The following is a 24,137-nucleotide window of genomic DNA, read 5'->3' as shown; positions in this document are numbered from 1 at the left end:
GCAGGAGCAGGTCACGCTCAGCTTTTCTTCAGCAAGCCCGTCACGACCGGCGCGATCTTGCCGACGATGATGTTCACTCCGGCCGGATTGGGATGGATGGAATCGGCCTGCATCAGCCTGGGATTCCCGATCACGCCATCCAGGAAGAAGGGGTAGAGCGGCAGGCCGTAATCCTTCGCCAGCCGGGGATAGATGGCGTCGAACTTCGCGCCATAATCCTTGCCCATATTGGGCGCGGCCATCATGCCGGTGAGCAGCACGGGGATCTGCCGCTGCCTGAGCTGGTCCAATATGGCGCGCAGATTCTTCTCGCTGTCCTCCGGCGGGAGGCCGCGCAGCATGTCGTTGCCGCCCAGGTCGAGCAGCAGCAGGTCGGGCTTGCGCGGCAGGCCGTCGAGCGTGAAGGCGAGACGCTGCATGCCGCCCAGAGAGGTTTCGCCCGAAACCCCGGCATTGCGGACCTGAACCGCCAGCCCCTTTGCCTTCAGCGCCTGTTCGAGGCGGAAGGGGAAGCTTTCATTCTGGGCCACGCCATAGCCGGCATAGAGGCTGTCCCCGAAGGCCAGGACCAGCTTGCCGTCGGCCATCGGGGCTGCGGCGTTCCGGACCTCGGCCGTCGGCGCGGCGCTATTGTCGGCGGCGGGTTCGCCCGAACAGGCGGTGAGCAATTGCACAATCGCCATGGCGCCCACATATATCGACCATCTTCCCGCCTTCATGGGGTTCCTTTCGCTGATGCACGGCTCGTCCTTCCTTGCCCATATTGCGATTGAAGCGCGCAATGTCACCCTTTCGCTTGGCACGCGCGAGGCGCCGACGCTGATTTTGAAGGGCGTCGACCTTTCCATTCCCAGGGGCGAGAGCCTGGCGATCCTGGGGCCGTCGGGATCGGGCAAGTCGTCATTGATGGCGATATTGTCGGGGCTGGAGCGCGCCAGCGGCGGCGAAGTGCGGGTTGCCGGGATCGATTATGGGCCGCTGGACGAGGATGCGCTGGCGCGGGCGAGGCGCGGGCGCGTGGGCATCGTGTTGCAGAGCTTCCACCTGCTGCCGACCATGACGGCAGTGGAGAATGTCGCCGTGCCGCTGGAACTGGCGGGCTTCGGGGACGCCTTCGCGCGCGCGGCGGGCGAGCTGGAGGCGGTGGGACTTGGGCACCGGCTGCACCATTATCCGGCCCAGCTTTCGGGCGGCGAGCAGCAGCGCGTGGCCATCGCCCGCGCCGTCGCGCCGGGGCCGGACATCATCTTCGCGGACGAGCCGACGGGCAATCTGGACGGTGCGACCAGCGGGGCGATCGTCGAACTGCTGTTCGCCCGGCGGGAAGCGAATGGCGCGACATTGGTGATCATCACCCATGATCCCGGACTGGCGGAGCGGTGCGACCGCGTCGTGGAGATGCGGGATGGACTGATTGTCGCGGACCGGAGGCTGTGACGGGGCCTGAAACCGCTCTGGGCTGGCGGGGTTGCTGGCGGATTGCACGTCGCGACCTGCATCGCGGTTTCCGGGGTTTGCGGCTGCTGTTCATCTGCCTGTTCCTGGGCGTGGCGACGCTGGCGACCATCGGCGGGCTGACCGCCGCGATCACCGGCGAGATTGCGAGCAAGGGGCAGGTGTTGCTGGGCGGCGACGTCGAGGTGGCGATGTCCCAGCGCGAGGCCAGTGCGGCGGAGAAGGTGGCCTTCCGGCGCGAGGGCGTGCTGAGCGAGACGATCAGACTGCGGGCCATGGCGCAGCGGGTGGGGGAGGGCGCCGGACCCTCCGCCGTGCTGACCGAACTCAAGGGCGTGGACGGGGCCTATCCGCTTTATGGCGCGCTGGCGCTGAAAGGCGGGCGGGCCGGGCCGATGCGCACCGATGAGCTGGTCATCGGACAGGCGCTGGCGGACCGGCTGGACGTGAAGCCGGGCGATGGCCTGCGCTATGGCGCGGCGACCTTCCGCATCCGCGACATCATCGCGGAGGAGCCGGACCGGGTGGGGGAGGGCTTCACCCTGGGGCCGGTCGCGCTCACCTCCATGGAGGGTATCAGGCGCAGCGGCCTGATCCAGCCGGGCAGCCTGTATGAGAGCAAATATCGCATCCGCCTGGGCGCGGGCAGGGATGCCGGGGCGGCGGGGGACCGGCTGAAGCGCGCCTTCCCCTCTGCCGGTTTCGAGATCAAGGACCGCGACGGCGCGGCGCCGGGGACCAGCCGTTTCCTGGAGCGGATGGGGCAATTCCTGTCGCTGATCGGCCTCGCGGCGCTCGCCATCGCGGGGATCGGGGTCAGCAACGGGGTAGCCTCCTATCTGGCGATCAAGCGCAACGGCATTGCGACGCTGAAGATATTGGGCGCTTCCTCCGCCGACATCGCCCGCATCTATCTGATGCAGATCGGCGCGGTGGCCGTGCTGGCCATCGGCTGCGGGCTGGCGGCGGGGGTCGTGCTGCCGCTGGGTCTGGTGACGGCGATGCGGGACATATTGCCGGTGCAGCCCGGTTTCGCCATCGCGCCCTGGCCGCTCGTCACCAGCGCGCTTTACGGACTGCTGATCGCCTTCATCTTCACCGTGCCGCCACTGGCGCGGGCACGGACCCTGCCCGCCGCTGCCCTGTTCCGCGAAACGGTGGACCGGCGGCGCGGGGTCGATCGGCTGAGCATGATCGCGGTGGGCGCGGCGGGGGCGGCCGCCGTGGCGCTGGCGCTGGGCACGGCGCGGGAGCCCTGGTTCGCGGCGGCGATGCTGGGCGCGGTCGCGGCCATGCTGGCGCTGCTGACCGGCATCGGCCTATTGGTCCGGCGCGTCGCCCGTCGACTGCCCGCGCCGCGTCGTCCGCTTGCCCGGCTGGCGGTCGCCAATCTCCATCGGCCCGGCGCGCAGACGTCGGCGCTGGTGGTGGCGCTGGGGCTGGGCCTGACGCTGTTCGTGACATTGGCGGCGATCCAATCGAGCCTCAGCGCCGAAATCCGCAACACCGTGCCCCGCACCGCGCCGGACCAGTTCGTGCTGGACATCCCCATCGCCGCCAGGGACAGGTTCCTTGCGCTGGTCGCCAAGGAGGCGCCGGGAGCCAAGGTCAATATGGTGCCGACCCTGCGCGGGACGATCGTCGCCTATGGCGGACAGCGCGTGGCGGACCTCAAGGAACTGCCCGAGGGCGCCTGGTTCCTGCGCGGTGAGCGGGGCGTCACCTATAGCGCGGCGCTGCCGGAGGGGTCTGAACTGGTGAAGGGGCGATGGTGGCCGCGAAACTATGCCGGGCCGCCGCTGATATCGCTCGATAAGGAAGCGGCGAAGGTGATGGGCGTCGGCATCGGCGACACGCTTACCGTGTCGGTGCTGGGGCGGGAGATCGAGGCGCGCATCGCCTCCCTGCGGCAGGTCAATTGGGAGACGATGGGTTTCAACTACATCATGGTCTTCTCCCCCAACACGCTGCGCAGCGCGCCGCACAGCCTGTCGGCGACGATCACGATGAAGGGCGCGTCGGAAGGGGCGATGACGCGCGCGCTGCTGGCGGCCTTCCCCTCCGTCTCGATCATCGCCGTGGGCGAGGTGGTGGCGCAGGTCACGGTGCTGCTGGGGCAGATGTCCACGGCCATCGTGCTGGCGGGATCGGTCGCGATCCTGGCGGGGATCGCGGTGCTGATCGGGGCGATTGCGGCGTCGCGCCAGGCGCGGGCCTATGACAGTGTGATCCTGAAGACGCTGGGCGCGACCCGCTGGCAGATATTGGGCGCGCAGGGCATTGAATATGCGCTGCTGGCCGGTGTGCTGGCGCTGGTGGCGCTTGGCCTTGGCCTTGGCGCGGGCTGGTTCGTGATCGTGCGGATATTCGATTTCCACTGGGCGCCGGACTGGCTGCTCGTACTCTCGACCCTGGGCGCGGGCGCGGTGCTTACACTGGGGATCGGGCTGTTGGGGTCGATCCCGCTGATGTCGGTGCGGCCGGCCCGCGCCTTGCGGGCGTTGTAGGGAGCGGCCCCGTCGCGCAGGGAAGCGGCCGCTACTGCGCGAACAACCGTTTCGGCAGCACGACATGCACGCCCTTGTTGCGGTCGACGAGCTGGGTGACCTCCACATCGCCCGCGACGCTCAGCAGCATATAGGCGTCGTCGCGGCTCATTCCCTTCACCGCGACCAGAAAGTCGATCATGTTGCGAAGCGCCTTGCGCGTGGCGTGGCTCAGATCGTCGTCGAACCCCATGGCGATGTAGGCGTCCGGCGTTTCCGCCCGCGGATAGGCCGGTCCGGACCCGTCCCGGCCGGGCGCGCGCTTGTGCAGGATGAATTCGAACGTGCCGGTGAGCGACGTTTCCAGCGCGGTGAGGTCGACCTCTCCATTGCCCTGCGCCGCGTGGCCGTCTCCGGCCTGGAACAGCGCGCCGGGCACGTGCACGGGCAGGAACAGCGTCGTGCCCGCGACCAGCGCCTTGTTGTCCATATTGCCGCCGTGGATGGCGGGCGGCGCGGAATCGACCCGGCCGTGCGTGGGCGGCGGCGCCACGCCCATGCTGCCGAAGAAGGGCGCAAGCGGTATTTCGATGCCGGGGCCGAAAAGCCCCACCATCCGGTCGCGGTCCAGCGGCACGATCCGGGTCCGGGAATAGGGGAAGTCGTCCGTCAGGAAGCCCGCGCCATAGCGGAAGATGTTGATCGCATAGGGGATGGCGAGTTCGACCTTGCGGATGCGCACCTCCAGCGTGTCGCCGGGCTCCGCGCCTTCGATGGCGATCGGGCCGGTCAGGATATGCACGCCCGGACCGCGCGAGGCGGCGGGAACGCCGCCATGGACGGTGCGGAGCGCCGGCTCCACATCGGCCGGGGCGACGCCCGCCGCCTCGATCTGCGCGGGACTGCCCGTGATCAGGCTATGGATGATCACGCAATCGCCCGATCGGATCGTCAGCACCGGCTTTGCCGACGCATCATAATGCCCCCAGGCGACGGTCTGCGGCGAGGCCGGAAGCCGCCACACACGCGCCGCGCCGGGGGCCGCCATGAGGAGGAAGGCCAGCGACGCCGACAAGGCAAGGGCCGATGCCGCCCGGCTTCTTTTCATGGCTTTCCTTCCTCCCATGGGTCCGCGCGATGCTTGCGGTGCGATCCAGGCGCGGACGGATGTTCATGCAGGATCATCCGCCTGTGCAAGGATCGCACCGACCGGCCGGGAGAGGGCCGGGTCCCTGTCACTGTTCCCCGAAATTATACTTCAGGCGGATGCCGTACATGCGCGGCGGCTGGATCTGCGCGACCACATAGGGATAGCCATTGGCCGCAACCGCCCTGTTATAGGCATAGCCGCCCGTATAAACGGCTTCATTGGTGATGTTGGTCATATATCCGCTGATCGTCCAGTCGCGGCCGGGCGGGCTGAACCGTATCTCCGCATTGAGAACGGCGTAGGAAGGCGCGCGGGTATTGGGCGTATAGCTGGTGTCCAGCCAACGCTTCGACGCGAACTGGGCATTCAGATCGAGGGTCAGCTCGCTGCGCCCGACCGGGATGGTGTGCAGATAACCGGCCGTGCCCGACCATTTGGGCGTGCGGGTCAGTTCCTGGCCCGTGCAGTTGGCGCTGAAGAAGCCGGGCTGTCCGGAAACCGGCGCGGCGGAGCAGCGGCTGCCCAGGCCCGATGCATAGACGCCCAGTCCATTCTGCGTGAAGGTGAAGCTGTCATATTCGCTATGCGTGAATTCCAGGCCGCCATGCAGGGCGATGGTCGGCGTGACATGGAAGGTGACGTCCAGATTGCCGCCATAAATGGTGGCGTCGCCGGGGTTGCGCACATATTGCCCGGTATTGCCGCAGGCGTCCCGTTGGACCACCGCAACCTGCTGGTCCTTATATTTCCAGCGGAAGCCCTCGACATTGATCTGGAGCCTGTTGCCGATGAAGCGATTGCGCGACCCGACCGTGAACGCGGCGATCTCCTCCGGCTCGTACACGTCGGCGCCGCAGAAAGTGGGCTGGAACCCGCCCGCCTTGAAACCGGTGGCATAGGTCGCGAACAGCATGGACTGCGGCGCGACGTCGAACTCCGCGCCCAGCTTGTAGTTGAACTTCGACGAATTGATGGGATCGGCCGGGATGCGCGGCGTGTTGGTTATCAGCGGCTGGAACGGCACCGCGCCGGTGCCGTAGGCGAAGCCGCCGGTCACCTTCTCCTCCGTATAGCGTCCGCCGGCGATCGCGCGCAGGGCGGGCGTGAGCGAAACGGTCGTCTGGGCGAAACCGGCAAAGGAACGGCGGGACGAGTCATAGGCCGCGCCCTGGATGATGGCGCGCGCGCTGGAATAGACCTGATCCTGGTCTTCGTCGAAATAGAAGGCGCCGGCCACCCATTTGGCGGGGCCGAATTCACCCCCCAGTCTTGCCTCCGCGCTGATCTGTTCGCTGATCATATGTTCGGCGTAGAGGAAGTCCTGGGCATAATAGATGCCGGTATGGTCCTGATGACGATAGGCCGGGATGAATGTCAGCGTGGCGAAGCCCAGGTCGTAATTGGCTTCCAGGCTGACGCCCCGGTTCTTGCTGTCGATCATCGGCTTCTGGGGATTGCCATAGGGCGCGATGTTCGCGGACGAGAACTGGAACGGCCAGACCAGCGGCTTTTCCAACTGGTCGCGCCAGGGATTGCCGTTGGGCGAGGGAAGGATGGCGAAGCCGCCGCCCACGCCGTTGATCCGGGACCAGTCGCCGTTCAGCAGCAGGGAAAGACGTTCGGTCGGTTCCCAGAGCAGGCGCGCGCGCACGGCCCGGCTATGCTCGTCATTCCCGCCGGCGGAGAGATAGCCGTCGCGATCCACGATCTGGCCGGCGACGCGCAGCGCGACCGTGCTGCCGAGCGGCAGGTTGACCGCGCCGTTGAAGCGGCGGTTGTCCAGATTGCCGAATTCCGCGCCCAGATAGCCTTCGGCGCGGCCAAGGACGGGCGATGCCGTGATGATGTTCACCGCGCCGCCCGACGCATTGCGTCCATACAGAGTCCCTTGCGGGCCCTTCAGGATCTCCACCCGCTGGATGTCGAACATCGAGGGGCCGACGGCGGTGGAACGGGCATAATAGACATTGTCGATGTTGAAGGCGACGCCGCTCTGGCCGCGACTGTTGGCGCTCTGGTCCCCGACGCCGCGAATATAGACCTGGGGCTGGGGCCCGTAGTTGCCGACCACGACGCCCGGCGTGATCGCGGTAAGATCGGAAGGTTTCGTCAGCGAATCGAGGCGGGCGCCCGAGATGACTTCGATGGCAAGGGACGATTTCTGAAGTGATTCGGATCGACGTTCCGCCGTGACGACTATCTCATCGATGCCGGATGACTGATTCTCATCTGCGCCTTGTGCAGCGATCTGCGGGGACGGTTCGCCCTGCGCTTGCGCGCCCTGAGCTGACAGACCCAGACAAAAAGCCATTGCGGCGCAAGTGCTTTGCATAACCGTACGCATATTCGTCATCGTAACTCCCCCATTATGATTTTCGCGCTTCCAAGGGCGGCAGCTCCTTTGCGGAGTCCGTAAAGCCGCCCTGTGACCCGAAGGCTCATTATCTCACTATTCAAGATAATGATCGCAATCATTGATATTATAGAAGATGAGGGGTGTCAAGCATTCGCCGGGACATGATGAATTGTTGCGGCATCATGGGGCATGAAATGTAATGGGCGGTTCATTACTGTTTCGGAACGGGTCGAGGGGTCGGGAACAGCACCCTTTGCCGCGCCTCCGCGCGGCAAAGGCGGGGCGAAGCGCTTTCGGGACGAATTTGGCCCTGTTCGCCAGACGGTCGTTGACGACGCAAAATCCAGCCACTATGTCTTACTAATCGGTTTCAAAATCTCAATTATCAAGATTTTGAACAAGAATTGGCATTTGCGCCCGGTTGCACCGCCGGAGCAAGGCCCGACTGGCGTTTCGTCCGAAGCGATGGCTGGCCGAGCCGCCGCGTCAGGCGAAGGGCCGCGCAGCCGTCTTCTGGAGTAGATATGACCGAAGTGCACTACAGGAATTTCATCGACGGCCGTTTCGTCGAAAGCTCCAGCCGGTTCGAGGACATCGATCCTGCGACCGGCCGCGTGCGCGCCATCGTGCATGAGGCGGACAAGGGGATGGTCGAGGAGGCGGTCGGCGCCGCCCGACGCGCGCTGGACGGCGCATGGGGCAGAACGACGATCGAGGAGCGTGCGAGTCTGCTGGATCGGGTCGCCGACGCCATCGACCGGCGCAAGGCCGACTTCCTGGAGGCGGAGGTCGGGGATACGGGCAAGCCGGCCTCGCTGGCGGGATCGCTCGACATACCGCGGGGCGCGGCGAATTTCCGCACCTTCGCCAACATCATCCGCACCTCGCCGGGCGACGTCGGAGGAAACCCCCGGAACCGCGACCCTGCTGGCCGAAGTCATGCAGGAGGCCGGCGCCCCCGACGGCGTGTTCAACCTCGTCCACGGCTTCGGTCCCAATTCGGCCGGAGAGGCCATCGTCACGTCGAAGGGCGTCAACGCCATCACCTTCACCGGCGAATCGAAGACCGGCGCCACGATCATGCGCCAGGCGGCAGAGGGCGTTCGCCCGGTCTCCTTCGAACTGGGCGGCAAGAACGCAGCGCTGGTCTTTGCCGACTGCGATTTCGACAAGGCCGTCGAAGGCGTGGCCCGCTCCACCTTCCTCAACACCGGCCAGGTCTGCCTCTGCACAGAGCGCGTCTATGTCCAGCGCCCCATCTACGACCGCTTCGTCGCCGCGCTCGCGGAAAAGGCCAAGGCAATGCGCCTGGGCGACCCATGGGACAGCCGGACCGAAATGGGCCCGCTCATCTCCTGCGGCCATCGCGACAAGGTGCTGTCCTATTATGACCTCGCCCGCGAAGAAGGCGCGGAGGTCGTGGCCGGCGGCGGCATCGCGGAACTGCCCGGCGCGCAGGCGGGCGGCTGGTACATCCAGCCCACGGTCTGGACCGGCCTCGCCCAGGATTCGCGCTGCATGCAGGAGGAGGTGTTCGGCCCCGTCTGCAACATCATCCCCTTCGACGATGAGGAGGAGGCTGTCCGGCTGGCCAATGACAGCAAATATGGCCTCGCCTGCGCCATCTGGACCAGCAATCTGGTCCGCGGGCACCGTCTGGCCGGACGGATCGAGGTCGGGCTGGTCTGGCTCAACACCTGGTTCCTGCGCGACCTGCGCACCCCCTTCGGCGGCGCCAAGCTGTCCGGGCTGGGCCGCGAACCGGACGGATCGAGGTCGGGCTGGTCTGGCTCAACACCTGGTTCCTGCGCGACCTGCGCACCCCCTTCGGCGGCGCCAAGCTGTCCGGGCTGGGCCGCGAGGGCGGGCACCACTCGCTCGACTTCTATTCCGAACTCAAGAATGTGTGCATCAAACTATGACCTCTTTCATCCATGAAGCGGCCCTGCGGCTGCGCGAAGCCCAGACGCGGGGCGTGCCTTGCGCGCCGGTGAGGGACCTGCTGCCCGCCGGGGACATTGAGGCCGCCTATGCGGTCCAGGACGAGAATGTCCGGCATGCGGAGCGGGAGGGCAGGCGAATCGTCGGGCGCAAGATCGGCCTGACCGCCAAGGCGGTGCAGCGCCAGCTCGGCGTCGATCAGCCCGATTACGGCATCCTCTTCGCGGACATGGCCGTGGCGGACGGAGAACCCATCGCCGCCGGCCGCGTGTTGCAGCCCAAGGCGGAGGCCGAAATCGCGCTGGTGCTGGACCGCGACCTCGATCATGAGGACCCGACCGTGGCGGAAGTGATCGCCGCGGTGGGCTATGCCCTGCCCGCGATCGAGGTCGTCGGCAGCCGCGTCGCCGGCTGGGACATCAACATTCTCGACACCATTGCCGACAATGCCAGCAGCGGCGCCTTCGTCCTGGGGACCACCCCCCGCAAGCTGGAGGGGCTGGACCTGCGCCTCTGCGGCATGGCGATGTTCAGCGGCGGCGAACCGGTGTCCGTGGGCGCCGGGGCCGCGTGCCTGGGCCATCCGCTGACGGCGGCGGCCTGGCTGGCGGGGACCATGGCGCGGGTCGGCCGTCCCTTGCGGGCCGGCGAGATCCTGCTGACCGGGGCGCTCGGCCCCATGGTCGCGGCGCGTCCCGGCGACCGGCTGGAGGCGCGCATCGAAGGGCTGGGCAGCGTGACCGCCGCCTTTGCCGGGGAAGATCGAAAGGAGGCCGCCAATGACTGATATTGCGGCGAGCGCCGAAAGAATCGACGAAGCGGCGCGCACGGCGACGGCGGTGGCGCAGTTCGAGGAGGGCTTTTCCGAAGCCGATGCCTATCGCATCCAGGCGGCATCGATAGAAAGGCGGCTGTCCCGCGGGGAACGCCGGATCGGCATGAAGATGGGCTTCACCAGCCGGGCCAAGATGGTCCAGATGGGTGTCCATGACATGATCTGGGGCCGGCTGACCGACGCCATGCTGGTGGAGGAAGGCGGATCGCTGGACCTGTCCCGCTATGTGCATCCGCGCGTCGAGCCGGAGATCGCCTTCCTGATCGGCAAGCCGCTGGCGGGCACCGTCTCGCTCCTGGAAGCGCAGGCGGCGATTGCGGGCATCGCCCCGGCGATGGAGATCATCGATTCCCGGTATGAGAATTTCAAGTTCAGCCTGGGCGACGTGATTGCGGACAATGCGTCCTCCTCCGGCCTGGTGGTCGGTCCCTGGAACGCGCCGGACAGTTCCATCGAGAATCTGGGGATGATCATGAGCTTCGACGGCGTTCCGGTGCAGATCGGATCGAGCGCGGCGATACTGGGCCATCCGCTGCGCGCCCTGGTGGCGGCGGCGAGGCTGGTCGCGCAGGGCGGGGAGAGCCTTTCGCCCGGCGACATCGTGCTCGCCGGCGCGGCGACTTCGGCCGAAGCGCTGAAGCCCGGCGTGCAGGTCCGGCTGGAAGTGCAGCGGCTGGGGTCCATCGAATTTGGTGTTAGGAAATAAAAAGTGGTGACGACGATTAGCGAGGCGTCCGATCGGTCGGGCGTCCTCAAGGACAAGGCCGTGCCGCGCGGGCGCTTCCCGCATTTCCGGCGGGCCGGCGATTTCATCTTCGTGTCCGGGACGAGCTCGCGCCGTCCGGACAACAGCTTCGAGGGCGCCGAGGTCGATCCCATGGGCGTCACCGATCTCGACATCCGGGCGCAGACGCGGGCGGTGATCCGTAATATCGGGGACATCCTCAAGGAAGCGGGCGCGAGCTTCGACGATCTGGTCGAGATGAACTGCTTCCTGGTCGACATGAACGATTTCGGCGGGTTCAACGAGGTCTGGGCCGAATTCTTCGATGAAGGCGGCCCGTCGCGCACGACCGTCGCGGTGCATCGCCTGCCGCACCCGCTGCTGCTCATCGAGATCAAGGCGGTCGCCTACGCGCCGCTGGACAGGGACTGAAGATGGCCGGTTCCAGCCGGCAGGCCGGCCTTCCGACCCCCCATGGCGTGAAGGCCGCGGAATGCGCCCTGGCCGTGGGCGGGCTTGCCCTTGGAACCGGCGAGTTCGCCTCCATGGGCATCCTGCCCGACGTGGCGCGGGAGATGCAGGTCGGCATACCGGCGGCGGGACATATGATCAGCGCCTATGCATTGGGCGTGGTGATCGGCGCGCCGGCGCTTGCCGTCATCTTCGCCCGGTCGCCGCGCCGCTGGCTGCTCATCGGGCTGATGATCGTCTTCGCGCTCTGCAATCTGGCGAGCGCGGCGGCGATGTCGATGGGCTTTCTCGATCTTGCCCGCTTCGCATCCGGCCTGCCGCACGGCACCTATTTCGGCGTGGCCTCTCTGGTTGCGGCGTCGCTCGTCCCGCCCGGCGAGCGCGCGCGCGCCGTGGGGCGGGTGATGCTGGGGCTCAGCATCGCCAATGTCGTCGGCGTGCCGCTGGCCACCGCCTTCGGCAACTGGTTCGGCTGGCGCGCGAGCTATGGCCTGGTTGCCGCGCTGGGCCTGCTGACGGCGGTTCTGATCCGCCTTTTCGTCCACGAACAGCCCGCTTCGGAGGGCGCCAGCCCGATGCGCGAACTCAGCGGGCTGAAGCGGTTGCAGCTATGGCTGACGCTGCTGACCGCGGGCGTGGGCTTTGGCGGCCTGTTCGCGGTCTACAGCTATATCTCGCCGCTGCTGACCCAGGTCACGGGCGTGTCGACCCGGTCGGTACCCCTGTTCCTGAGCGTGACGGGGCTGGGCATGGTCGCGGGGTCGCTGTTCGGCGGATGGCTGGCCGACCGGGGCGTGATGCGGGCGATCGGCATCATGTTGCTGGGCAGCGCGGCGGTGCTGCTGGGCTTCCTCTTCTCCTCCTACAGCGTGCCGGCGATCCTGCTGAACCTGTTCCTGATGGGGGGCGGCATCGCGATCGTTCCCGCCTTGCAGACCCGCCTGATGGACGTGGCCGCCGATTCGCAGGCGCTGGCCGCCTCGCTCAATCATTCCGCCTTCAACATGGCCAATGCGCTCGGCGCCTGGCTTGGCGGGGTGGCCATCGCGCAGGGCCATGGCTGGACATCCACGGCGGTGGTCGGCGCGATGCTGGGCATGGGCGGCTTCCTCATCTTCCTGCTGTCGCTCGCGACCAGCCGTACGCGGGGGACGGAGGCGCCGATCTACGGCTGACGCGATGCCGATGGCCGCAGCGACGAGGGAATGATGGCAACGTCTGGAAAAGCAGCGCGCGATGCGAAGGCACCGGCCAGGGATGGCGCGGAAACGAAGCTGCGGAAGAAGCGCCGCGCCGCTTTCGTGCGGGCGGCGGCGCGCATATTCCTGAAGAAGGGATATGAGGGCACGTCGATCGACGACATCACCCGGCGTTCCGGCGGGTCCAAGGCGACGCTCTACAGCTATTTCGAGAGCAAGGAGCGGCTGTTCGAGGCGGTGATGGTCGAAGAATTGCGCCGCCGGGCGACGGCGACCTTCGCCATGCTCGACGGCGCAAGGGACGGGGATGGCGAGGCCGATCCCGAGACCGTCCTGCGCGCTGTCGGCACGCGCTTCATCAATCTGCTGCTGGAGGAATCCTCCCGCGCCTTCATGACGATCAGCATGCATGAGGCGGAAAAATTCCCCAATGTCGGCCGCGCCTTCCACGAGAGCGGTCCCCAGGTCGTCCATGATCATCTGGCCGCGCTGATCCGGCGGGCGGTGGAGCGGGGCGAGCTTCATGCGGACGATCCGCTGCGCGCGGCGGAGCAGTTCTGCCTGTTGTGCCAGACCGGTCTGATCCTGCCTTTCCTGGTGCGGCTGATCGACAGGCCGGGGCCGGAGCAGATCGCCCGGTCGGTAAATGCGGCGGTCGACGTCTTCATGGCGGCCTATGGGTGCGGGGGTAAGCGCGGCGATCGGGCATCCATCGCCACCGGGCCGGCGACGGTCGACGGGGATGCCGCGGCCCGCGCCCCAGCGGCGAGCGGCCCATGGGCGGTCGCCGGAACATCATCATCATCCTGACAGCGGAGAGCAGTCTTGACCACTGACATTGCCGAAGACATTCAGGCGCAGTTTCGCGATGCGATGGCATCGGTCGCCGCGCCGGTCTCCATCATGACATCCTATCAGGACGGCATTCCCTACGGTACGACGGTAAGCGCCTTTTCGTCGCTGTCGATGGACCCGCCGATGGTCCTCGCCTGCCTGGACCGGCGTTCGAAGCTGTTGGCCCCGATCCGCGCGACCGGGACGTTCGCGCTGAATGTGCTGGGCACCGATCACCACAGGCTGGTCCGTTCCTTCGCGAGTCGGGAGGGCGACCGCTTCGCCGGGGTGGAATGGCGACTGCAACATGGCGTCCCGCAATTGCAGGGCGTGCTGAGCTGGATCGGCTGCGACGTCGAAAGCCTGATCGCGGCGGGCGATCACGTCGTCGTCATTGGATTGGTGCGTCAGGTGATCAATCGTACCGGTTCGCCGCTGACCTATTATTCGCGCAGCCTGGGCACGCATACCGACCTCAGCGAATTGCAGGCGGCCTGACGGCGCGCCGTCAGCGCGGCCGGATGCTGGTTTCGCTGATCCGCCCGTCCAGCATCGAAATCTGCACATCGGCGGCGGCGGCGACATCGCCGTCATGGGTGACGCAGACCACGGCGCGGCCCTGATCATGGGCAAGGCTGCGGAACAGTTCCACCACGCGGGCGCTGTTCTGGCTGTCGAGATTGCCGGTCGGCTCGTCGCACAGCACCAGCGCGGGGTCGTTGGCGATGGCGCGGGCGATGGCGACGCGTTGCCGTTCGCCGCCCGAAAGCCGATCGGGCGTCTTGCCGCTCTTGGCGCCCAGTCCCATGGCTTGCAGCAGTTCCTGCGCCTTGTCCCGCGCCTGCCCCCGCGACAGCCGCCCCAGCCGCCGCATCGGCAGCATGACGTTTTCGAGCGCGGTGAATTCCGGCAGCAGGAAATGGAACTGGAACACGAAGCCGAAGCTCGCCAGCCGGATATGGGCGCGCTCATCGCCGGTCAGCGGGTTCATATCCCTGCCCTGGAACAGAATATGGCCGCCGGTCGGACGGTCGAGCAGCCCCAGCAGATAGAGCAGCGAGGATTTGCCGCAGCCCGAAGGCCCGACGATGGCGACGAAGCTGGCCGGCTGGATGGCGATGGCCACGTCCGTCACCAGCGGCACGGGCGGCGTGCCCGGCAGGCTGCGCGACAATCCCTCCGCCTGCATGATCGCGCTCATATCGCGCCCCGCAATATGTCGACGGGATCGACGCGCGACGCCCTGCGTGCCGGCAGCCAGGCCGCGACGGCCCCGGCCAGCAGGGACGCGCCGGCCGCGATCGCATATTGCCGGGCGGACCGGTCGAGCGGCAGGCGCTGGTTTTCGCCCGCAATCGGAAATTCCAGCGAGCCCAGGATCGCCATCAGCCCATAGCCCAGCAGCCATCCCGCAGCGATGCCGATCAGCGCCAGCATCAGCCCCTCCATCACGAAGATCAGTTGCAGGTCGCCCTCCGAAAAGCCGATGGAGCGCATGATGGCGATGTCGCGCCGCTTGTCGTTGATGCTGTTCGACACGACGGTGTAGATGCCGAAACTGGCCACCAGCAGGATCGCGGACACGACGCTGTACATGATGACGTTGCGGGTCACGAGCAGGGAAAGGAAGTCGGCGGACCGTTCCTGCCAGCTTTCCGCCTTGTAGGAGAAGCGCGCCTCCAGCCGCCGGGCGATCGGTTGCGCGGCATAGGGATCGTTCAGGTGCACGCCGATGCGGTTGATGATGAAGGGGCGGCCCAGCAGCGACTGCGCCTCCCGCAGCAGCACATAGCCGGCGGTCGCGGCCAACTGGCTCTGGCCGCGCTTGAACAGGCCGACGATGCGGAGCGACCGGCCCTGGCCCGAAGCCGGGGTCGCGCCCACCACGTCGCCCATGGCGAGGCCTAGGCGCTGGGCCATCTCCTCCCCGATGATGATGCCGCCCTGCGTGCTTTCCAGGTCGCGCAGGCGGCCGATGCGCAGCTTGTCGTCGACGCTGCTCACCTTCTCCTCCACGGCGGGGTCGACGCCGATGACGGTCAGCGCCTCCTCCCGCCCGCCGCTGCGCAGGGTGATCGCGCCGGTCAGGCTGGGCGATCCGACCGCGCCCGGTTCGGCGTCGACGGCGCGCAGGATCTCGGCCCAGCCCTTCAGTCCCCGAACCTCGTTGCGCACCTTGTAATGGCGCAGGGCGATGGCCGCGCCGGGATAGGCGCGGATGCCCGGCTGGGGCGGGGGGCTGCGCAGTTCGTCGGAAATCACGATATGGGGGGCGGCGTCGATCAGCGTCTTCACGAAATCATTCTGGCTGCCGATCATCATCGCGGACACCGCCAGGAAAAAGCCGACGCCGACCGCGACGCCGCTGACCGCGACAAGGGTCTGCCGCCGCCGCCCGGCCAGGTGGCGCAGCGCGACGGCGACGAGCAGGCCGAACTGCCCGCTCATCGCCGGGTCCGCACCCGGCCGTTCTCACGCAGTCCGTCATCGGGCCTGGCGACGACGGTCTCGCCCCGCCTCAGGCCGGACAGGATCTGCGTATCGCTGGGGCCGGCGATCCCCGTCCGTACCGCCCGTTCATGGACGCGTCCGTCGCGCACCACCCAGACCCGGCCATCGCTCACCGCCGTTGCCGGGATCAGCAGGGCCTGCAGCGCCCGGCGCGTCACGATATTGACCTCCAGCGTCAGGCCCAGCGGCATCGCCATGGGCGTATCCGTGACGATCCGGGCGCGGAAGGCGCGCTGTTCGGGATCGCCGCCGGGCGTCACGTCCCGCACATGGCCGCGCAGCACCCGGCCGGGCCAGGCGTTGCTGGACATGAGCGCGGGCTGGCCGGGGCGGATGCGCGGCACGTCGCGTTCGTCGATGGTGGCGGTGATGCGGATGCGGGCGGGATCGCCCAGCGTCATCAGCGTACGGCTCGGCACGGCGAGGTCGCCGGGCTCCACATCCCGGCGCAGCACCATGCCGTCCATGCCCGATCGCACCGCCATCTGATCGAGCCGGGCGGCGGCGCTGTCCTCCGCCGCCCGGGCGCCGTCCGCCGCGGCGACGGCCTGATCGCGCGCCGCCCGCGTGACCCAGCCCCAGGCGAACAGCGCGATCACGCGCGCCGCGTCCTGCATGGCGACGCGGCGTTGCGCGCCCGCCTGTTGCAGGGCGTGGCGCTGTTCCTCATCGTCCAGCAGGATCAGCGGCTGGCCGCGCCGCACCCGGTAGCCCTCATCGACCAGCACCTGCCGCACCGGCGCGGTCAGGCGCGCGACCACGGATACCGGATGCTCCGGCTCGACGAAGCCGGTGGCATAGACCAGTTCCACCGCTTCCCCGATGCGCGCGGGCGCGGTCGATACCTCACGCGGCCGCCCGCCCATCAGCATATAGGCGGCGGCGCCCGCCAGCAGCGCCGGCGGCAACAGCCAGAGCGTGATGCGTTTCATTCCCCCTGCCATATCATCATGCGTTGCGATTGCCTGCGGCGCCGTCCCTGCCCACCATCGGGGATTTTCCGCCAGCGCCCCGGACGGCGCCATAGGTAGAGTTACGCATCGGCATCGCCGGAGGATGCACTGGCCGTCATGGCCAGATTCCGGGCGCTGCGCCTTTTCCGCAAGGTTGCCGTTCCGGCAACTATGCTTTCCCGATGCCGCAGTTTCCTCTTCGGACGCGATTATCCATGATGGCGGGGGAGGAATGTCATGGCGGAGGCGATTGCGGAACAGAGGCGGGGCGAAACCGGCGGCGCTCATCATCCCGGCCCGCTTTCGGTCGCGGCCATGATAGGCCTCTGCCAGCCGGGGGGCATCGGCATCGCGATCCTTCCGGCCCTGCTGGGCGCGCTGGTTCGCTCGGGCGGTTTCTCCCCGGCACAGGCGTCGATGACCGGTTCGTGCGAGCTTGCCGGGATGACCTTCAGCCTGTTGCTTTCCCCGCTGCTCCTGTCCCGCCTCGACCGCCGCGCGCTGGCCATCGCCGCGGTGGGCGTGGCGATGGCCTTCCATCTGCTTTCGCTCTGGTGCCTGCATCGCGATCTGGTTTTCCCGACCATGGCGTCCCGCTTCGGCGCCGGCCTGGGCGAAGGCATGATCTCTGCGGTCGGCGTGGCGTCCCTGGCCTCGCTTGCCCGGCCCGACCGCGCCTTCGGATTCGTGGTGACGGGCAATCTTGCCGGGTCGGCGCTGGTCTTCATGGCCATCGACCGGCTCGGTCTGGGCGACAGGCCGGTGGGGGTGCTGGTCCTCGTCCTCCTCTACAGCCTGATTTTCGGACTGTCCGCCCTCGGCATACCGCGCCGCGCGCCCGCGCTTCCTCCCCGGGGCGGGGACGGGCGCGGCGCGGGGAACCTGGCGCCGGGGCTGCTCGGCCTGGCCGGCACGCTGCTCCTTGTCTGCGCCATGGGTGCGGTCTGGCCACTCGCGCCCCAGATCGCCGCCGCGAGTGGAATAGCCGCCGGCGACATCAGCGGCGCTCTGGCGCTGTCGGGTTTCGTGGGCGCGGGCGCGGGTTTGCTCGTCGGGCCCTTGGGCGGTCGTCTTGGCAGGATGACGGCGCTGGCCCTGGGGGCGGCGGGGCTGTCGATCGCCATGTCGGCGCTTACAATGCCGCTCGATGCGCAACGCTTCTACGCGATCGCCACGATCATGATGCTGTGCTGGATCTTCAGCCTGCCCTTCTTCTTCGGGGTCGTCGCATCCATGGACCTGTCCGGGCGGCTGGCCGCCCTGAGCAGCGCGACGCAGGCGCTGGGCATGTCGGTCGGGCAGTTGCTCGCCGCATTCCTGCTGCTGCATGCGACATTCCGGACCATCATATATGCGGGGTCGGGCCTCGCGCTGATCGCGATCCTGACGATGTTCTGCGCCGTGACGGTCGGCGGCGGGAGGATGCGGCGGGCTGCGGCCTGACCGGCGGCGCCTTACCGTCCCTTGTCGCGGACGCCGGCCTCAGCGAAGAAATCGATGAAGGCGCGCGTCGCCGGCAGCAGGCCCCGGCGGCCGGTGAAGACCATATGGACCAGCCCGTCCATGCTGTGCCATCCGGGCATGAGGCGGACCAGCCGCCCGTCCGCGAGCGCGTCGTCAACAATCTCTTCAGGCAACAGCGCGACTCCGGTGCCGGCGAGTGTCGCTTCCATCAAGACGGAGAAATCGCTGCAACCCAGGCGCGGCTGGACCGTCAGCAACTGTTCCTCGCCATCCGGACCCAGCAGGCGCCATCGGTCGCGCTCGACCGTCTCCGTCATCGATATGGCCGGCATCTCGCCAATATGCTGGAAGGTGATCGCCGCAGGGTCGGGAACCAGCGCGGGCGCCGCCACGATCACCCGCTTGCTGTGGCCCAGCATCCGCATGGTCAGCGATGTGTCGGAATCCAGCCGGTCCCGCACGCGGAAGGCCACGTCGACCTGCTCCTCGATCAGGTCGATGCGCCGGTTGGTGATCATCATGCGGATGCGGATCTGCGGGTAAAGCTGCATGAAGCGCGGCAGCAGGCCCGCCACCATATATTGCGCGATGCCCGGCGGGCAGGCGGTCCGGATGGTGCCATGCGGCGCCATCTGCGCCTTGGCGGCCAGCGCGACGCTCGCCTCCACGCCGGCCACCACCGTTTCGGACTGCCGGTATATGGCCTCCCCGATCTCCGTGACGCGGAAACGGCGGGACGAGCGCTCTATCAGCCGCACGCCCAGATCGGCCTCCAGCCGCGCCAGCCGCTTGCTGAGGAGCGATTTGGGCACGCCCGTCTGCTGCGCCGCGGCGGTCAGCCCGCCATGCTGCACGATGCTGTGGAAAAGGGAGAGGTCGTTGATATTGATCATGAGACAATCCTTGGCGATGCAGCCTTGGGGCAATGTTGCCAATTCGGGAACTTTACTTTCAGATTATCGCTGTTTTCTCTTCCCCGGCAGCCATTCATAAGGGACTTCGACAGATTTAGAGGACCCATCCCATGAATATTCTGCACGTCGATTCCAGCATACAGGGGGATAATTCCGCTTCCCGTCGCCTTTCCGCCGCCGTCGTCGGCAAGCTGACGCAGGCAGGCGGCGCGAAGATTGTCTATCGCGACCTCGCCGCCTCTCCGGTCGCGCATCTTTCCCCGGCTTTCGCGGCTGCCGTCGCGGGTCTGGCCGGGGAGATCGGGCCGGAGCTTCAGGCGGATCTGGCCGACAGCGGGGCGGCGCTGGAGGAATTCCTGGCGGCGGATGTCGTCGTGATCGGCGCGCCCATGTATAATTATACCGTCCCCAGCCAGCTCAAGGCGTGGATCGACCGTCTGCTCGCGCCCGGAAAGACGTTCCGCTACACGGAAAAGGGCGTCGAGGGGCTTGCGGGCGGGAAGCGCGTGATCCTCGTCTCCTCGCGCGGCAATATCTACAGCGAAGGCACGCCGCTGGCGGCGATCGACCACCATGAGCGGCTGATCCTGTCCCTGTTCGCGATGATCGGCATCACCGACGTGGAGATCGTCCGCGCCGAAGGCCTGGCGCTCAGCGATGCGCACAGGGTCAGCGCGATGGCCGCGGCAGAGGCGCAGATCGCCGCCCTGGCCGTGGCCTGATCCGCCGCCGCCATGACGACCCATTCCGTTCCCCGGGGCATTGCGCGGCTGGCCGATCCCCCCGTCCGGCGCGGGCCGTTGCCCGACCATCAGGTCCGCATCCTGATCGACTTTGCCGAGGCGGCGGAAAGCGATCCGTTTCTTGCGCTGGCGGACGATCGTCTGGGCGCGTCGGCCTTTGGCCCGCATCCCCATCGCGGCATGGAAACGGTGACCTATGTCATCGCGGGGCAGGTCGATCATCGCAGCAGCATGGGCAGTTCCGGCGTGATCGGGCCGGGCGACGTGCAGTGGATGACCGCGGGGCGCGGCGTCGTCCATGACGAGAGGACGGCGGAGGACAGGCCCAATCGCATCCTCCAGCTCTGGGTCAACCTGCCCGCGCATGCGAAGATGGCGCCCCCGCGCTACCAGACGCTGCTGGCCGGGGACATGCCGCATCGCCAATGGCCGGGCGGAGAATATCGCCTGTTTTCCGGCGCCCTGGACGGGTTGACGGCGCCGACGCTCAACCATGTGCCGGTCCTGATGGTCGACCTTCGGCTCGATGCGGAGGGGGAGGCGCGCATCGACATACCCTCCGGCCATAATGGCTTCCTGGTGGTGCTGGAAGGAACCGTGCTTGCGGGCCGCGACCGGACCATGTTGAGCGAAGACATGATCGGATGGATGACAGGCGAGGAAGAGAGTTCGGGATCGCATATTCCACTCGCGGCGATGGATGGGCCGACCCATATATTGCTGTTCGCGGGCCGGCCCATCGGTGAACCCATCGTCGCGCGCGGCCCCTTCGTCATGAACAGCGAAGAGGAGATCGTCCGGGCCTATGCCGACTATCGGGCGGGCAGATTCACCGAATTGTGATCCTGCCCGCATCGATCGGCAATCGAGTTCGACGGCCTGGAGAACGCGTTGAACAAAGATCTGGAGCGGCCGGGCCGACGCCATCGGACAGGAATTGACAACAGCAACCTGGCGCGCGCGACCTGCGTTCGATTCAACGCGGCGCGCTCTAGCCGTCGGTGTTCACCAGCACGGGCCGGCCGGGCGCGGGCCATGCCTCGTCGACGAATATGTCGACGCGCAGCGGCTCTCCCGGAATCACGGCATAGGGAGAGAAATCGGTGACGCCCTCCGCCGCGAGTATGTCGTCGTCGATCAGGAACTGGCCGCTGGTCTGCCGCGCGGGCCGGGCGAACAGGGCGCAGGCGGCGTCCGCCATGATCTCCGGCCGGCGGGACTGGCGCAGCATGGCGTCGCCGCCCAGCGCGAACTCCACGGCGGCCGTCGCGATGGTGGTGCGCGGCCACAATGCATTGCAGGCGATGCCGTCCCCGCGAAGTTCTTCGGCAAGGCCCAGCATGACCATCGACATGCCATATTTGGACAGGGTGTAGGGCAGATGCTGGCCGAACCAGTCGGCGCGCATCTCCAGCGGAGGGGACAGCGCCAGGATGTGCGGGTTGGCGGCGCGGCGCAGATAGGGGATGCAGGCCCGTGACGTGACGAAGGTGCCCCGCATGTTGATCTGCTGGATCAGGTCGAAGCGCCTGATGTCGATCTCCTCGCTATGGGCGAGGTTGATGGCGGAGGCATTGTTGACGCAGATGTCGATGCCGCCGAAGCGGTCTGCCGTGGCCTCCACGGCGGCGCGCACCGCCTCCTCGTCGCGGACGTCGACGAGCAGGGGCAGCGCCTTGCCGCCCGCGGCCTCGATCTGCTCCGCCGCGCTGTAGATCGTGCCGGGCAGCTTGGGGTGCGGTTCCGCCGTCTTCGCCGCTATCGCGACATTCGCGCCTTCGCGGGCCGCCCGCAATGCGATCGCCAGACCGATGCCCCGGCTGCCGCCGGTGATGAACAGGGTTTTTCCAGCAAGACTCATGATGTCACCTATGCGATTAAAATTCTTCCACGGGCATGGCGCGGGCCGTGTCGCGCGCTTCCCTGACCTGATCCAGCCACAGGGCCGCCCGGGGCAGTTCGGTTTCGAAGAACCAGCGCGCCGCCCGCAACTTGCCAAGGGCATGATTGCGGTCGCGGGCCGATCCGTCCGCCAGGGCTTGCGCGCAAAGCGCCGCGATGTCGAGCCACAGCCACGCCACGACGATATGGCCGAAGGCGGACTGGAACGGCGTGGCGTCGGCCAGCGAGGCGGCTTCGTCGGGTCTTGCAAGCAGCATGTCGATGCTGTCCGTCAATCCGCGCCAATGCCGTTCCAGCATGGGCGCCAGCGCATCCGTGCCGGCATGGCCCGCCGCCCGTCCGACCGTGTCCGCGATGCGCCGGCCGAGAGCGGCGACGCTGGCGCCCCGCTCGCGCAGCACCTTGCGGCCCAGCAGGTCGAGCGCCTGGATGCCCGTCGTCCCTTCATGGATCGCGTTGAGGCGGTTGTCGCGCCATAACTGTTCGACATCGAAGTCGCGGGTATAGCCATAGCCGCCGTGGATCTGGATCGCGATGTCGTTGGCCGCCAGTCCCCATTCGGAAGGCCAGGTCTTGGCGATCGGGGTCAGCAAGGCGAGGATGTCGGCGGCTGTCCCGCGGTGCTGCGCGGTCGGGCCATTGCCTTCCTCGTCGATCAGGCGAGCGCAATAGAGCACGAGTGCGATGGCCCCCTCGGCATAGGCCTTCTGGGTCAGCAGCATGCGCCGGACGTCGGCATGGGCGATGATCGGCGCGGGCGGCGCGGCGGCATCCCGCCGCTGGTCCAGCGGACGGCCCTGCATGCGTTCCTGCGCATAGCGCAGCGACAGCCGGTAGGCGCGCAGCGCAAGCATGGCGGCGCCCAGGCCGACGCCCACCCGCGCCTCGTTCATCATCTGGAACATCTGCGTCAGACCCTGGCCGGGCGATCCGATCATCCAGCCGACAGCGCCCCCGCCGTCACCGAAGCGCAGCACGCAATTGGACAGTCCGCGATAGCCCATCTTGTGGTTGAGCCCGGTCACGGCGACATCGTTGCGCTTGCCGGAGGGCAGCCATTTGGGAACCACGAACAGCGATATGCCGCGCGTTCCCTCGACCATATGTCCGTCGGGTCCGGGCACTTTCGCCAGCACGAGGTGAACGATGTCGCGCGTGATGTCATGGTCCCCGGCGGAGATCCACATCTTGTCGCCGGATATGCGGTAACGGTCGCCCAGTTCGTCGCTGCCGTCGGGAACTGCGCGGGTGCGGATGTCCGCCAGCGAGGAACCGGCCTGCACTTCCGACAGGCACATGGTGCCCAGCGTCGATCCCGCGACCTGCGGCCGGGCAAAGGCCTCGATCTGCGCGGCGGAGCCGAAGGCCGCGATCAGCCGGGCATTGGCGACGGTCAGCATGATGTAGGATGCGGTGCCGATCGATCCGGCCTTCAAGAGGCCCAGCGCGGCCAGGTAGATGGAGCGCGGCAGGCCGAGTCCGCCCAGCCCGGCGGGGAAGGGCGCGCCGAACAGGCCTGCTTCGGCAACGGCCCGCACCGCGTTCGCCACAGCCGGAAGGAGAGTGACCGCGCCGTCCGCCAGTGCCGGCTCCCGACTGTCCGACGCCTTGAAATGGGGCAGGATGTCCCGCTCCGACAACCGCCAGGCGAGGTTGAGCACGGCTTCGAACGTCTCCCGCTCCTGCCCCGCCAAATCCGGGCTGCCGGGCAGGGCGTCGACCTTCAGCCATTCGAACAGCAGCCAGTCGAGGTCGCGCCGGTCGATCAGTTCGGTCATGGTCGGTGCGCGGCCCTGAAGACCGGGCTCGCCGCGATCCTGCTGATCCGCAACTGCCCGTCGCGTTCGACCACGGTGGCGCGGATGTCGCCCAATATCTGCGGCAGCTCCAGCGGATAGGGCGGCTTGTCCCCATCCTCGGTCAGGCGGCCGAATGCCGTCAGCAGGAAGAAGACTTCCTGCCCCTCCGGCGCATCGTCCACGACGATGTTCGAAATGATGTGCCGCACTACCATATTGGACGGCCGCTTTTCCAGTTCGGCCGCAACCGCCGCGCGCCCTTCGCACATGGCGCTGACCTTCCACTCGACATCCTCCGTCAGCAGGTCGAGCATGGCGGGATAGTCCCGCCGGTCGAGGGCGTTCCAGTAGCGGAGGATAAGCTGTTGTGCCGCGCCATGATCGGTCATCGTGCGTTCCA

The 24,137-nt window shown here is 67.5% G+C and carries 22 protein-coding genes and 1 pseudogene; 13 read left to right on the top strand and 10 right to left on the bottom strand.

The genetic code is table 11. The features are described 5' to 3' along the window. Positions 1 to 17: 17 nt before the first annotated feature. The gene (locus A0J57_RS18700) at positions 18 to 719 is read right to left on the bottom strand and encodes an arylesterase (RefSeq protein ID WP_044660954.1); all 702 of its coding nucleotides are present in this window, start codon (positions 717 to 719) and stop codon (positions 18 to 20) included. A gap of 16 nt (positions 720 to 735) precedes the next feature. Between A0J57_RS18700 and A0J57_RS18695 the strand changes: the two genes are divergently transcribed. Together A0J57_RS18695 and A0J57_RS18690 are read left to right on the top strand one after the other, a co-directional pair. Next, positions 736 to 1,437, top strand: coding sequence for an ABC transporter ATP-binding protein (locus A0J57_RS18695; RefSeq protein ID WP_061940494.1), 702 nt, complete (start codon positions 736 to 738; stop codon positions 1,435 to 1,437). After that, positions 1,434 to 3,962: an ABC transporter permease gene (locus tag A0J57_RS18690; protein ID WP_061940486.1), complete on the top strand. Its 2,529-nt coding sequence runs from the start codon at positions 1,434 to 1,436 to the stop codon at positions 3,960 to 3,962. Before A0J57_RS18695 ends, A0J57_RS18690 begins: the two co-directional genes overlap by 4 nt. 31 nt (positions 3,963 to 3,993) lie before the next feature. Here the strand turns inward: A0J57_RS18690 and A0J57_RS18685 are convergent, their stop codons facing one another. Next, complete coding sequence (locus A0J57_RS18685; RefSeq protein WP_061940488.1) at positions 3,994 to 5,049, bottom strand: acetamidase/formamidase family protein; 1,056 nt, start codon at positions 5,047 to 5,049, stop codon at positions 3,994 to 3,996. Positions 5,050 to 5,176: 127 nt separating this feature from the next. Beyond that, positions 5,177 to 7,402 (bottom strand): TonB-dependent receptor, encoded by a 2,226-nt coding sequence (locus A0J57_RS18680; RefSeq protein WP_061940490.1) that lies wholly within the window; start codon positions 7,400 to 7,402, stop codon positions 5,177 to 5,179. 569 nt (positions 7,403 to 7,971) lie between these two features. Here A0J57_RS18680 and A0J57_RS27215 point away from each other — a divergent pair. The 8 genes and pseudogenes from A0J57_RS27215 to A0J57_RS18645 all read left to right on the top strand — a co-directional run. Next, positions 7,972 to 9,148 (top strand): annotated as a pseudogene (locus A0J57_RS27215) (aldehyde dehydrogenase family protein); the annotation flags it as partial. Then, the gene (locus A0J57_RS27295) at positions 9,052 to 9,369 is read left to right on the top strand and encodes an aldehyde dehydrogenase family protein (RefSeq protein ID WP_328587045.1); all 318 of its coding nucleotides are present in this window, start codon (positions 9,052 to 9,054) and stop codon (positions 9,367 to 9,369) included. The pseudogene A0J57_RS27215 and the gene A0J57_RS27295, both read left to right, overlap by 97 nt. Continuing rightward, positions 9,366 to 10,175: a 2-keto-4-pentenoate hydratase gene (gene mhpD, locus A0J57_RS18670; protein WP_061940544.1), complete on the top strand. Its 810-nt coding sequence runs from the start codon at positions 9,366 to 9,368 to the stop codon at positions 10,173 to 10,175. The genes A0J57_RS27295 and mhpD overlap by 4 nt, the downstream gene beginning before the upstream one ends. Then, entirely contained in the window at positions 10,168 to 10,929 is a 762-nt protein-coding gene (locus A0J57_RS18665; RefSeq protein WP_061940541.1) for a 2-keto-4-pentenoate hydratase, read from the top strand. The genes mhpD and A0J57_RS18665 overlap by 8 nt, the downstream gene beginning before the upstream one ends. 3 nt (positions 10,930 to 10,932) lie before the next feature. Further along, complete coding sequence (locus tag A0J57_RS18660) at positions 10,933 to 11,379, top strand: RidA family protein (RefSeq protein ID WP_235600905.1); 447 nt, start codon at positions 10,933 to 10,935, stop codon at positions 11,377 to 11,379. Between the two features lie 2 nt (positions 11,380 to 11,381). Then, positions 11,382 to 12,593, top strand: coding sequence for an MFS transporter (locus A0J57_RS18655; protein WP_061940539.1), 1,212 nt, complete (start codon positions 11,382 to 11,384; stop codon positions 12,591 to 12,593). 30 nt (positions 12,594 to 12,623) lie between these two features. Beyond that, complete coding sequence (locus tag A0J57_RS18650) at positions 12,624 to 13,427, top strand: TetR/AcrR family transcriptional regulator (RefSeq protein WP_061940537.1); 804 nt, start codon at positions 12,624 to 12,626, stop codon at positions 13,425 to 13,427. Between the two features lie 15 nt (positions 13,428 to 13,442). Continuing rightward, positions 13,443 to 13,949, top strand: a complete 507-nt coding sequence (locus tag A0J57_RS18645; RefSeq protein WP_201030953.1) for a flavin reductase family protein — start codon at positions 13,443 to 13,445, stop codon at positions 13,947 to 13,949. Between the two features lie 10 nt (positions 13,950 to 13,959). Here the strand turns inward: A0J57_RS18645 and A0J57_RS18640 are convergent, their stop codons facing one another. From A0J57_RS18640 to A0J57_RS18630, 3 genes are read right to left on the bottom strand one after another with little or no spacing between them, the layout of a single operon-like run. After that, a complete protein-coding gene (locus A0J57_RS18640) occupies positions 13,960 to 14,652 on the bottom strand; it encodes an ABC transporter ATP-binding protein (RefSeq protein ID WP_061940535.1) in 693 nt (230 codons plus the stop codon). Continuing rightward, a complete protein-coding gene (locus A0J57_RS18635) occupies positions 14,649 to 15,899 on the bottom strand; it encodes an ABC transporter permease (protein WP_061940533.1) in 1,251 nt (416 codons plus the stop codon). The genes A0J57_RS18640 and A0J57_RS18635 overlap by 4 nt, the downstream gene beginning before the upstream one ends. Then, positions 15,896 to 16,894 carry an efflux RND transporter periplasmic adaptor subunit gene (locus tag A0J57_RS18630; protein WP_061940531.1) on the bottom strand — a complete coding sequence of 333 codons (999 nt, stop codon included), beginning with the start codon at positions 16,892 to 16,894 and terminating at the stop codon, positions 15,896 to 15,898. Before A0J57_RS18630 ends, A0J57_RS18635 begins: the two co-directional genes overlap by 4 nt. A gap of 258 nt (positions 16,895 to 17,152) precedes the next feature. On the opposite strand from A0J57_RS18630, the gene A0J57_RS18625 reads away from it, so the two are divergent. Continuing rightward, entirely contained in the window at positions 17,153 to 18,358 is a 1,206-nt protein-coding gene (locus A0J57_RS18625; protein WP_061940529.1) for a hypothetical protein, read from the top strand. A gap of 11 nt (positions 18,359 to 18,369) precedes the next feature. Here the strand turns inward: A0J57_RS18625 and A0J57_RS18620 are convergent, their stop codons facing one another. Beyond that, positions 18,370 to 19,272, bottom strand: coding sequence for a LysR family transcriptional regulator (locus A0J57_RS18620; RefSeq protein ID WP_061940527.1), 903 nt, complete (start codon positions 19,270 to 19,272; stop codon positions 18,370 to 18,372). Between the two features lie 131 nt (positions 19,273 to 19,403). Here A0J57_RS18620 and A0J57_RS18615 point away from each other — a divergent pair, with 131 nt between their 5' ends. Together A0J57_RS18615 and A0J57_RS18610 are read left to right on the top strand one after the other, a co-directional pair. Further along, positions 19,404 to 20,015 carry an FMN-dependent NADH-azoreductase gene (locus tag A0J57_RS18615; RefSeq protein WP_061940525.1) on the top strand — a complete coding sequence of 204 codons (612 nt, stop codon included), beginning with the start codon at positions 19,404 to 19,406 and terminating at the stop codon, positions 20,013 to 20,015. A gap of 12 nt (positions 20,016 to 20,027) precedes the next feature. Continuing rightward, positions 20,028 to 20,879 carry a pirin family protein gene (locus A0J57_RS18610; RefSeq protein ID WP_061940523.1) on the top strand — a complete coding sequence of 284 codons (852 nt, stop codon included), beginning with the start codon at positions 20,028 to 20,030 and terminating at the stop codon, positions 20,877 to 20,879. A 148-nt stretch (positions 20,880 to 21,027) separates the two neighbouring features. On the opposite strand, the gene A0J57_RS18605 is transcribed toward A0J57_RS18610, so the two are convergent. From A0J57_RS18605 to A0J57_RS18595, 3 genes are read right to left on the bottom strand one after another with little or no spacing between them, the layout of a single operon-like run. Further along, positions 21,028 to 21,897, bottom strand: a complete 870-nt coding sequence (locus A0J57_RS18605; protein ID WP_061940521.1) for an NAD(P)-dependent oxidoreductase — start codon at positions 21,895 to 21,897, stop codon at positions 21,028 to 21,030. Between the two features lie 16 nt (positions 21,898 to 21,913). Further along, positions 21,914 to 23,716 (bottom strand): acyl-CoA dehydrogenase, encoded by a 1,803-nt coding sequence (locus A0J57_RS18600; RefSeq protein ID WP_061940519.1) that lies wholly within the window; start codon positions 23,714 to 23,716, stop codon positions 21,914 to 21,916. Continuing rightward, complete coding sequence (locus A0J57_RS18595) at positions 23,713 to 24,126, bottom strand: nuclear transport factor 2 family protein (protein ID WP_158298545.1); 414 nt, start codon at positions 24,124 to 24,126, stop codon at positions 23,713 to 23,715. Before A0J57_RS18595 ends, A0J57_RS18600 begins: the two co-directional genes overlap by 4 nt. Between the last annotated feature and the right edge of the window lie 11 nt (positions 24,127 to 24,137).

The sequence above is a fragment of the Sphingobium sp. 22B genome, assembly GCF_001580035.1.
GTDB lineage: Bacteria > Pseudomonadota > Alphaproteobacteria > Sphingomonadales > Sphingomonadaceae > Sphingobium > Sphingobium fuliginis.
Note: the sequence above shows the minus strand (reverse complement) of the source record. Positions and strands in the feature narration are given on the sequence as shown.